The sequence below is a fragment of the Clostridioides sp. ZZV15-6598 genome (genome assembly GCF_020657705.1).
GTDB classification, from domain to species: domain Bacteria; phylum Bacillota; class Clostridia; order Peptostreptococcales; family Peptostreptococcaceae; genus Clostridioides; species Clostridioides difficile_F.
In genome coordinates this window covers 1-11537 of sequence record NZ_JAGWCS010000124.1, presented here as the reverse complement: position 1 = coordinate 11537, position 11537 = coordinate 1, and the positions used below count along the sequence as shown (strand labels likewise).

The following is an 11537-nucleotide window of genomic DNA, read 5'->3' as shown; positions in this document are numbered from 1 at the left end:
ATAGAAAAGTATATCATAGAACCACTTTTATAGGGGATACTTTAATAAAAGAATTAAAAATTATAACATATAAAAATTTCCACTAAAAAATAATCGTGTTAGAAGAATGACAGAAAATCATGTATTTTAGAAATATTTTACAAATATTAAGAATAATAAAACACTTGAAATTGCTTATGTCAAGAAAGTTTATATAATATAAACTGGTCAAATATGTTATAATATTAAATTGTGACAAGTTCATGGAGGTGTTTATATGAAAAAACAAAAGTCGCCAATTTTACTTGAAATGCTTGGGTTATTTTTTGGTTGTATATCAATGAGTATTGGTATAAATATGTTTTTAAAACCACATACAATTGCTCCTGGAGGACTTAGTGGTCTATCTTTAGTATTAAATAAAGTTACAGGGCTTCCAGTATCAGCTATCATGTTAATCATAGGTGTCCCATTAGTAATACTTGCTTTCAGAATTATGGGTACAAAAAATTCATTAAAAACGTTATTTGGGACAGTCGTATTCTCTGCTATAGTTCAATTGACAGACCCACTATCAAAGTTGAGATTAACTGATGACTTACTACTATCTGCTATTGCAGGAGGAATTTTGGTTGGAATAGGTTTAGGAATAATGTTTAAATCAGATGCTTCTACTGGAGGAACAGATTTAATTGCACTCATACTTAGTAAAAAGTTTCCAGGGGTAAAAGCTACAAAATTTATGTCTTGTTTAGATGGAATGGTCGTTATATCTTCTGGTATAGTAAATCGTAGTATAGAAACTGGTCTTTACTCTGGGATAGCACTTTGTGTCTTAATAAAAATAGCAGACATGATAATGGAAGGATTTGATCATTCAAAAGCATTTTTTATTATTTCTGAAGAACCTGAAAGTTTAAGACAAGCCATAACAAAAGAACTTGATAGAGGGCTTACTATTCTTGATGGTAAAGGTGGTTACACTAGAGAAAACAAAGAAGTTTTACTTGTTGTAGTTTCTAAAAAACAAGAACTTTATCTTAAGAGATTAGTTAAAAAAACTGACCCTACTGCATTTGTTATTGTTACAGATGTACATGAAGTTCTTGGAGAAGGATTTAAAAACTTAGAAAATTAATTAATAAGTTATTTTATAACTTTGTTTATATATTTTTAATAACTTATAGATGCCAAAATCATATCATATTAAAGTGTTCGTATATTAATATACTAAGCTTTTTTAGTGGATATAATATGATTTTGGCATTGTTTTTATCTAGCTCTTATTAAAACACTAAATACTCATTATTTTTTTAATTCATATTGATAGCAAGGGACATTTTTTATTGTACTTCCAGTATGAATTTTTTTGATGTATTTTCCTATACATTTAAAGCCCAATAAATCTAATGATTTTGTAGAATTTGCATTTTCTTCATAAGTTATCGCAATGATTTTATTTAGATTTAGTTCCCTAAATCCATATTGTATTACTCTTTTAGTTATCTCAGTAGCAAAGTCATGACCCCAGTAATCGGGATTAATACATATGCCAATTTCCGCTTCCAATGCCTTGGGGTTTATATTATTAAACCCCATATTCCCAATAACTTTATTATCTCTTTTATACACTATTGCAAAGTGGCCTATTTTTCCTTTTTTATATGGATTTAAAAAAAATGATTTTATAAACTTTCTTGTGTCTTCTAAAGACTTGTGCTCACTAAATGGTAAATGTTTTACTACTACCTTGTTTTTATAACAATCAAAAAAATCCTCAGTATCATTTAATGATGCAGGTCTTAGTATGCAGTTTCTAGTTTCTAAGGTTTTCATTTGAGGATATTCAGAATCAGACATTTCTAATCCCCCTTTATACATTAATCTAATATACTGTTCATATTTAAAATACGATATTAATTATATAAATGTGCTCAAATTAACCTTATTTCTAATTTTAATAAAAATTAGCCTATTATAAATTTTGTAAATCTACAACATTATAAGTAATAATAGAAGTTATCTAGTAGTTCTATTTATTGTAAGATATATGTATATGTAGGAATTTCTCATTTTAATTTATTTTTATTAAACTTATTTTAAAGCTGCTAAATATAAATTACATATTATTAGATATCATACTTAAAAACTCTTTCGTTGCTAGTGATAGAGATATGTTTTTTAAATGACAATAACCTATACTTCTCTTAGGGATTGGCTCTTTTATGTCTAATTTAAATAATTTTCCACTATTTAAGTAATCTATGCTAAATTCTTCTATAACACAAGATACTCCAAGATTTATATATGCAAATTCTAAAAGTAATTCATGAGAACCTAATTCTATATCTGGATTTAGTTTTATACCTTTTGATAGAAAATATTCATTTACATAAAGTCTTGAATTTGCCTTATTTTCTAACATTATCAAGGGTAGCAAATTTAATTCTTCTAAGGATATTTGTTTTCCTTTGTATTCTATGTAATCATTTGCACATACAAATATGTCATGTATCTCAATACATTCAACGATATTTAATGTTTCATCTTCTATTGGCATATTTATGATTGCTATATCAATATTCCCATCTTTAAGTAAGGATATAAGTTCTCTACTAGTTCTATTTATTGTAGATACATGTATATGTGGATATTTCTTATGAAAAATTTCCAAATACTTTAATAGAAAAAAACGTGCTGCTGTATCTCCTACTCCAATTTTTAATGAACCATATTCCAATTTTTTAAATTTATTTATTCTATCTTCTCCTGATGCGATTAAGTTTAATGCAGTAGCGACATGTTCACTTAAAATTTTACCTTCTGGAGTTAACTTTACACCTTTATTGTTTCTATAAAATAATATTGTATCTAATTGTTCTTCTAATTGTTTAATTGATTGGCTTACAGCTGGCTGTGACATAAATAATTCTTTGGCGGCAACAGAAAAGCTCTTATGACTTACAACTGCATTGAAAACTTTATATAATTCAAGTTTTACGTTCATACATAACTACTCCTTATATCAAATATTAGTATTATTTATTTTACTTATGATTATATTTGAATTATAATATACATGGTACTAATATGACAATATTAATTCTTTAGGAGGATTTTAAATAATGGATAGATTAGTTGGAACTGTTTCAAGAGGTGTTAGAGCACCTATTATAAGACAAGGAGATGACTTAGTTAAAATAGTTGTTGATTCTGTTTTAAATGCATCAAAGAGTGAAAACTTTGAAGTTAGAGACAAAGATGTAATTGCTGTTACAGAAGCTGTTGTTGCTAGAGCACAAGGAAACTATGCTCATGTTGACAATATAGCTAAAGATGTAGAAGATAAATTTGGAGATGATACTGTAGGTGTTATATTCCCAATTTTAAGCAGAAATCGTTTTGCAATATGTCTAAGGGGGATTGCAAAAGGATGTAGAAAAGTTGTATTAATGTTAAGCTACCCTTCTGATGAGGTTGGAAATCACTTAATAAGTCTTGATGAACTTGATGACAAAGGAATAAACCCTTGGTCAGATGTGTTAACAGAAGAAAAATATAGAGAGCTATTTGGATATAATAAACATACATTTACTGGTGTTGACTATGTTGATTATTATAAAAATTTAATTAAAGAGTGTGGTGCAGAAGTAGAAATAGTTTTTGCTAATAACCCAAAAACTATACTTAATTACACAACAAGTGTTTTAACTTGTGATATACATACAAGACAAAGAACAAAGAGAATTTTAAACCAAAATGGTGCTAAAAAGGTATATTCTCTTGATGATATAATGACATCAAGTATAGATGGCAGTGGATATAATGACCAATATGGACTTTTAGGTTCAAACAAAGCTACAGAAGAAACTGTAAAATTATTCCCTATAAATTGTGATGAAGTTGTAAATAAAATTCAAAGCGATATAAAAGAAATTACAGGTAAAAATGTAGAAGTAATGGTTTATGGAGATGGAGCTTTCAAAGACCCTGTAGGAAAAATATGGGAGCTAGCTGACCCAGTAGTTTCTCCTGCTTATACAAAAGGCTTAGAAGGGACTCCAAATGAGATAAAACTAAAATATTTAGCTGATAATGACTTTGCTGACTTATCTGGTGATGAGTTAAAAGAAGCAATTTCAAAATACATAGTTGAAAAAGATAATAAATCTGATGATTTAACAGGAAATATGGTTTCTCAAGGTACTACTCCAAGAAGACTTACAGATCTTATAGGTTCTTTAGCAGATTTAACTTCTGGAAGTGGAGATAAAGGTACTCCTATTATTTACATACAAGGTTATTTTGATAACTATACAAAATAATATATTTTAAGGCATTTTATGTAATTTATTTAGATTAAAAACTAATATAAACCTCTTAACTGATATAACTTTACGGTATATCAATTAAGAGGTTATTTAATATTTACATAGTTTAATTTATTAATCTTTATTAAAAATTTTAATCTCTATTTATTTCTGAAATAATATCACTCTTTAATATTTGTTTTACTGGAATGATAACTGCAATAATACTAATAGTAATATTTAAAATAATCATACTCATGTATAGAGAAATATTTATATTAAAGACTGGATTTATATATAAATATACACGTTTTACTATAAAATAAATCATGGATTGCCCAATAATACTTCCAGTTACCATTATAATACTTGCATATAATCCATATAAGAAACCTTCCCTCATCATCATAAACAAAAACTTATTATCTGTGATTCCCATAGCTCTTAAAATTCCAAATTCATGTCTTCTTGAAAAAACTAAATAACTCACTGTATTGATAATATGAAACAAGCTTATGCTTAGAAGTACAAATACAATACCATATATAAACAGTAATTTTTGATTCAAATAAACATTATTTTTTTCAATAGCAATAGTATAATCTGTCACAATACATCGTTTTATATTATGTATAACATTTTTTATTTCTTTAGCCACTTCCAAGCTATTGCTTTCTTTCGTCTTTTTTATACTGGCCATATTGTAATTTATGATATTGAAATTACTTTCCATTTGTTCATTTGTCATAACTATATCCATACCATAATCACCAATAAAGTATATATTATTTGCCATTACACGTTTTACCGTAGCAGCAACTACAAATTCTTTTACTGTATAATTATCTTTATCTTCTTCTTTAAACTTAATAGTATCATCTGCAGGTTTCATTGTTTTTGGAACTTTAACTTTGATAGTATCTCCTGGCTTTATGTCAACTGCACCATATATACCAGTACCATCCATAGGAAGTCTAACAATCACTTTATTGTTTTTAACCATGTCAGAATTATCAATTTTTCCATCAATAATATAAGGATTTAATCCTTTTAACATGTCAGCATTATATCCATAGATATTTGTCTTTAAGAGATGCCCCCCATCACTTTGTTTAGTGCAAATTCCATTGAAAAAATTCTTTATTCTGTAATCTTTTTCAATAGGTTTAAAGAAGTTTTTCCAAAGTAATTGTTCGTCTCTAATGTGTATACCTCCAAAAAAATACCTTACTGGATAAATACTTGATACCCCTTCTACTTCGTTTAGTTTTGAAATTTTATCTTTTGGTATTCCTATATCAAAATCCGTTGTTTGCATAGCTATTTGATAATCAGAATTTAAACCATCATCAGCCTTCATTGTAAGTTCATTATTATCTCTAGTAAGTTGTATAGAATAGCTAGAACATAGAAAAATAATTCCCCCAAGTGCTAATGAACACAAAATTCCTATAAACATTCCTTTTTTTTGAGTCATATATTTATGAGATAATACTGCTGTCATGTTAGAAAACTTTATACTTTTTATCTCTCTATTTTGTTTATTAGTAACTTCAAAATTTTTCATTGACTCAATACTAGAATATTTGTTTAGTTTATATACAACTCGTATAGTGATTAAAATTAGCAATAATGCTAAAAACAAAAATCCTAAGTAAATAGATTTTTCACTTATAAAAAATGACCCTGGAATAATATCACTACCTAAGAATATATGAGGAAATTGTTGATGTATTGTTGAAGCTACTCCTATTCCTAAAATACATCCTATAGGAAAACCTATGATGAAAAGTAAAAATAATTCTAAAAACAAGAGTAGTAAAAGTTGCTTATTGTTAGCACCTAACACTTCTAAAACACCATATTGTGATACTCTTTGAAGTATAGAAACATGGAAAATACTATATATTGCTGCTGCACTAAATATTCCAATAATCAAAATAATTGCATTTGTATTTAACTTTAAAGAATTTAAAAATTGAAATATACTATATCTTTCAAAAGTTATTGGAGGTTTTACACCAAATTCACTCGATAAGTTCCAGTTTACATGGGAACTTTTTTTCGATATATTAAATTCTCTCATAAATCTAGAACTTTGTTTTCTTATATTTTTATTTTCATCAAATTTTACATAAACTATATAATTACCATTTTCTTTAGAAAATGTAGAACTATCTACAAAGCCCTCTAAAGTAGTTTTTGGATTTAAAAGATCAGATAAAATCCCACATAATTTATAAGTTTTTCCATCTAATTTTATCTCCGTTCCAATTTTTTCTTTTAGATTTAAATTATTTAATGAATAGGTATCAAGTGCTATTTCTCCTTCTTTGCTAGGAAGTTTTCCTTTCAATAATTTTCTACCTGTCATATCTAAATAAGATGAATCCACATTTAAAAAATTCATAATGAAAGGTTCATCTATAGAACCTTTAGTATTTGTGATACCAAGTCTATTTACAGTATATTCATTTGATTTTTTGTTTTTCTTAATTCTTTGTAGTTGTTTATTGTCTACCTTAAAATAAAAATGATAATCTCCATTATCTTCTCTTATTTTTTCAATTCTACTTTTATTTGCACTATGTACTAAAGAACCAATTCCTGATAATAAGGCTACTGATAGTACAATACTTAAAATTATAGATATAGATTGTTTTTTATAATGTTTAATATATTGAATTGCAAACTTCATTAAAGATATCATAGTATTTCACCACCATTATTTACTACAATTCCATCTTCAATATGTATAATAGAATCGCATATTTGTGCTATATTTTCATTATGTGTTACCATAAGTATTGTTTGGTGAAATTTTGCACTACTTTCTTTTAATAAACATACTACTTCCATTGTAGTCTTACTATCGAGATTTCCTGTTGGTTCATCAGCTAGTATAAGTGCAGGTTTATTTGCTAAGGCTCTTGCAATTGCTACTCTCTGTTGTTGTCCACCAGAAAGTTCACTTGGAAATTTTAGACGTTTGTCCCAGATACCCAATGTATTCATTAACATTTTAATATAGTCATGGTCTATATAACTTCCTTTATCTAATGTAACAGGAAGAGCAATATTATCATAGACATTTAATACTGGTATTAAACTGTAATTTTGAAATATAAAACCTATATTCCTTCTTCTAAATACAGTTAAATCCTTTTTTCTTAGTTTAGATATGTTTTTACCCTTAATTATTACATCTCCTGATGAGGGGTTATCCAGCCCGCCTATAATGTTTAATAATGTACTTTTACCAGACCCAGAAGTTCCAACTATAGCAGTAAATGTAGCCTTTTCAATTTCTATGCTTACTCCATTTAGTGCATTGACCTTGTTTTCATCTTCTCCATAGTGTTTTACTAAATGATTCGTCACTAATATACTCATTTTATTTCTCCTTTCAATATAACTTAAAATATAAGTTCTTATAAAATATTGTAAGTGACGATAATTACACTCATCCTACAAAGTTAATTTAAACTCTTACAGTTTTGTAAGAAGATACTAAAACAACTTCCACTTCCTAATTTGGATTCTACTATAATATTCCCATTTTCTTTTTCTAAAATTAATCTTGTAAGATATAGACCAATTCCTGTACCATTTTGATTTTCAACATTTTTACTTCTATAAAATCTTTTAAAAATATTGTTCAATTCTTTACTATCAATACCTATTCCTTCATCTTTGATTATAATTTTAGTATATAGTTCCATTTTTTCTACAGAAATAGTAATTATACTATTTGATGGTGAATATTTTATTGCATTTTCTAAGACATTTACAATTGCTTCTATAGTCCATTTCTTATTATGAAATAACTTTACATCTAAAAATGTTTCTAAATTTATTTTTATGTTTTTAGCTTCTGCTTTATTAAAAACAGTACTGATACTTTGAACAATAGTATCTTTAATAAGCAGTTCTTCTGCTTCAAATTCAATAACTCCATCTTCTAATTTAGTCATTTTAAATAGTGATTCCAACAACCAATCAATTTTAAAAGTTTGATTTTTCATTTTTTGTAAAAACTCTACTTTTTTTGATGTAGGAAGATTCATATTTTCTAAAAGTTCAGAGTAAATGGTAATATTTGAAAGTGGTGTTTTTAATTGATGTGACATATTTGAAATTAAACTTTTAATTGCTTCCTTTTCTGATTTTGACTGCTCTACCTCTATCTCTATCATATCTTTAACTTTTTTTATTTGATAAGAAATCTTTGACACTCTTGTATCTTTTGTATCTGGATAAGAAACTTCTTTACCTTCCAATAATTGATTTAGCATTAGACTCAATTCATCACATGTATTTTGACTTTTTTTAATAGTTATTATAGATATAATTATCATACATATTGCAAAAAATAGGACCAACATATTATTCTACCTCATTCCATAGATATCCCATTCCATAAGCTGTTTTTATATACTTTGGATTAGACGGATTATCTTCTACCTTCATTCTAAGTCTTCTTATATTTACAGATACAATATTCTCATCAACATAATTTTCTTCACTATCCCATATATGATGTAAAATTTGTTCCTTCAATAATATTTGCCCTTTATTCTCAATTAAATAATTAATTAGCTTATATTCTACAGCACTAAGCTCCAAATCTACTTCATTTTTATATACCTTTAATAACTTTTGGTCTAGTTTTATACCATTAGAATACAGTACTTTATTATTTGATTTTTTTCTTATTGCTACTTTTACCCTCGCTTTTAATACAGATAAAGAAAATGGTTTTGTAATATAATCATCTAAACCTATTTCTAATCCTGTTACCTCATCAATTTCCGAATCTCTTGCAGTAAGCATTATAATTGGTATATCTGACTTTTCCCGTATTTGCTTACATACATCAAATCCATTTCCATCTGGCAAGTTACAATCTAAAATTATAAAATCTATATTTTTATTATTAAATACATGTAGGCCTTCTTGTTTTGTATAAACTTTTAAAACATTAAATCCTTCACTTTCAAAAGCATAAAAAAGACCCTCATTTAAACTTGTATCATCTTCAATAATTAATAAATTCAATTTTCTCCTCCTTATATTTTTATTTTTAAACTTTTAAAACAGTATTTTCTTCTTATCTTTTGTTAAAAAATATATTGATACACTTATTTTACTAAAAAAACTGTAATTAAATTTGCTTTTTCTCAAATCTAGTTACAGTTTTTTGTTTATAGACTATTTATCCTTAAAACAGTCTCTATAAAATGCTTTAATTGATTTTAAATCACTATCAGTTATAATAGGTACACCACTTGCACTTAATAAATTAGCCAGACATTCAATACGTTTGAAATGTTTTTCTGTACTTTCACTAAATAATACTGGGTCTAACCAAATATTTATTAATATTATAAATACTTCAGACATTTCATCTGGATAATCAGTTTTAAAAATTCCTTCCTCAATACCTTGTTTTATTAAGCAAGATAATAAAGGAGTCATTTCAAGAGCGGATGCTCGTATACTCTTTATAAAGAAGGTAGGTTTTTTTTGAGAGCACATATAATCAATCAACTTTTTCCTTATTTCTGAACTAGATATATATAGGACAAATGCAGATACTTTTTCTCTAATCGTAAAGCCAGGATTATTTAATATTAATTTTAAATTTTCCATTTCTACTTTTAAATTACTTGATATAATCTCTTCGAACAGGACTTCTTTATCTTTAAAATGATAGTATACAGATTCTTTAGATATATCAAGAGTATCCACGATTTGTTGCATGGTTACATCGTCATAGTCACTTTCTTCAAATATTTTCCATGCAACTTCTAATATCTGATTTCTTATCTTATCAGAATGCTTATTTCTTGACATATAAATTCACTTCCTTCTTTATCAATTTTTATTAATTGTTAGTATATTTATTATAATAAGATTTTTTACAATATGTCAATACACACCATTTAAAGACAATAAATCATATTTATTATTAAATTTTTTATTATTAATATAATTTATATGTAAATATATTATAAAAGATATATAAATACATATTATTTAATTTAACGACGCTTAAATTGAAAATATAACCTTATTCTTATATAATTAAGTTATGTAAGGATAAGATTATATGATTTAATTATACTTTTACTAGGGGGAATAGAATTGAAAAGGGTTGATGAAAGAAATACTATGTTTGCAAGAGCAAATTATAAAAAGAATGGTTTTGCTTATAATGACTATTATGAGAAAAATCCTGAAAAAAAAGAAGTTGATGATAGTATAAGAAGTAGACCAAATTTATGTAGTGAAGGAACTATGACTTATAATGAGATAAATTCTCCAATGGCAAGTAGTGCATTTGACTTTTTATCTGATATAAAATCACTATGTGAAGGAAAAATTTCTGACACTAAAGTAGATGTAGATGCAAAGTCGATGACTAAAAAGATAAAAGGGTTTGCAAAGCAATATGGAGCTTCTGTGGTTGGTATAACTAGATTAAAAGACTATCATATTTACACAAATAGAGGTAGACATGAAGAAAACTATGGTGAAGAAGTTAATCTATCTCATAAATATGCAATTGTATTTGGATGTGAAATGGATAAAGAAATGATAAACAGAGCCCCAATGATATGTGAAGTTATAGAAACTTCAAAATGTTATGTAGATGCATCTATCGTTGGTATGATTTTAAGTTACTACATAAGGAATCTAGGATATGATGCTAGAAATCATATGGATGCTAATTATCTAGTAATGCCTGTTTTTATAGCTCGTGATGCTGGATTAGGTGATATAGGAAGAAATGCAATACTTACAAATAAAGATTATGGTTCTAGACTTAGACTAGGTGTCGTTACTACAGACATTCCACTTATAGAAGATGAATATGTTGATTTTGGGCTTGAAGACTTTTGTAAAGCATGTAAAAAATGTTCTTTTAATTGTCCTTCTCATTCACTTTCTAATGATATTAAAATTGGTGATGATGGAAAATATAATTGGGTGATTGAACATGAAACATGTTATATTAAGTGGAGATATTTAGGTACAGACTGTGGTATGTGTATATCTGCTTGCCCATTTAGCCAAAATCTTGAAACTATAAAAAATGCTACTTCTTTTAAAGATAATAATGAACTTATTGAGAAAGCTTTAGATGAATATACTTCAAAATTTGGTAAAAGAATATTTGTACCTGGAAATCCATCTTGGTTAAAATCTGTTTCTTATAATCTTCTGACGCTACCGACCAAGCTT

The 11537-nt window shown here is 26.7% G+C and carries 10 protein-coding genes; 3 read left to right on the top strand and 7 right to left on the bottom strand.

The window, feature by feature from the left end; genetic code table 11:
* Nucleotides 1-256 precede the first annotated feature (256 nt).
* Complete coding sequence (locus KGF50_RS17410) at nucleotides 257-1117, top strand: YitT family protein (RefSeq protein ID WP_227849234.1); 861 nt, start codon at nucleotides 257-259, stop codon at nucleotides 1115-1117.
* Nucleotides 1118-1284: 167 nt separating this feature from the next.
* On the opposite strand, the gene KGF50_RS17405 is transcribed toward KGF50_RS17410, so the two are convergent.
* Together KGF50_RS17405 and KGF50_RS17400 are read right to left on the bottom strand one after the other, a co-directional pair.
* Entirely contained in the window at nucleotides 1285-1839 is a 555-nt protein-coding gene (locus KGF50_RS17405; RefSeq protein ID WP_227849233.1) for a GNAT family N-acetyltransferase, read from the bottom strand.
* A 259-nt stretch (nucleotides 1840-2098) separates the two neighbouring features.
* A complete protein-coding gene (locus KGF50_RS17400) occupies nucleotides 2099-2986 on the bottom strand; it encodes a LysR family transcriptional regulator (protein WP_227435156.1) in 888 nt (295 codons plus the stop codon).
* Between the two features lie 118 nt (nucleotides 2987-3104).
* Here KGF50_RS17400 and KGF50_RS17395 point away from each other — a divergent pair, with 118 nt between their 5' ends.
* Nucleotides 3105-4304 (top strand): coenzyme F420-0:L-glutamate ligase, encoded by a 1200-nt coding sequence (locus KGF50_RS17395; RefSeq protein WP_227849232.1) that lies wholly within the window; start codon nucleotides 3105-3107, stop codon nucleotides 4302-4304.
* Nucleotides 4305-4443: 139 nt separating this feature from the next.
* On the opposite strand, the gene KGF50_RS17390 is transcribed toward KGF50_RS17395, so the two are convergent.
* The 5 genes from KGF50_RS17390 to KGF50_RS17370 all read right to left on the bottom strand — a co-directional run bounded on the left by KGF50_RS17390 (nucleotide 4444) and on the right by KGF50_RS17370 (nucleotide 10145).
* Nucleotides 4444-6999: an FtsX-like permease family protein gene (locus tag KGF50_RS17390; RefSeq protein ID WP_227849231.1), complete on the bottom strand. Its 2556-nt coding sequence runs from the start codon at nucleotides 6997-6999 to the stop codon at nucleotides 4444-4446.
* Nucleotides 6996-7682, bottom strand: a complete 687-nt coding sequence (locus KGF50_RS17385) for an ABC transporter ATP-binding protein (RefSeq protein WP_227849230.1) — start codon at nucleotides 7680-7682, stop codon at nucleotides 6996-6998. Before KGF50_RS17385 ends, KGF50_RS17390 begins: the two co-directional genes overlap by 4 nt.
* Nucleotides 7683-7765: 83 nt before the next feature.
* Nucleotides 7766-8674 carry a sensor histidine kinase gene (locus KGF50_RS17380; RefSeq protein WP_227849229.1) on the bottom strand — a complete coding sequence of 303 codons (909 nt, stop codon included), beginning with the start codon at nucleotides 8672-8674 and terminating at the stop codon, nucleotides 7766-7768.
* Between the two features lies 1 nt (nucleotide 8675).
* Nucleotides 8676-9347: a response regulator transcription factor gene (locus KGF50_RS17375; RefSeq protein WP_227849228.1), complete on the bottom strand. Its 672-nt coding sequence runs from the start codon at nucleotides 9345-9347 to the stop codon at nucleotides 8676-8678.
* Nucleotides 9348-9500: 153 nt separating this feature from the next.
* A complete protein-coding gene (locus tag KGF50_RS17370) occupies nucleotides 9501-10145 on the bottom strand; it encodes a TetR/AcrR family transcriptional regulator (RefSeq protein WP_227849227.1) in 645 nt (214 codons plus the stop codon).
* A 291-nt stretch (nucleotides 10146-10436) separates the two neighbouring features.
* Here KGF50_RS17370 and KGF50_RS17365 point away from each other — a divergent pair.
* The coding region (locus KGF50_RS17365; protein WP_227849226.1) for a 4Fe-4S dicluster domain-containing protein at nucleotides 10437-11537 on the top strand (1101 nt) is incomplete at its 3' end.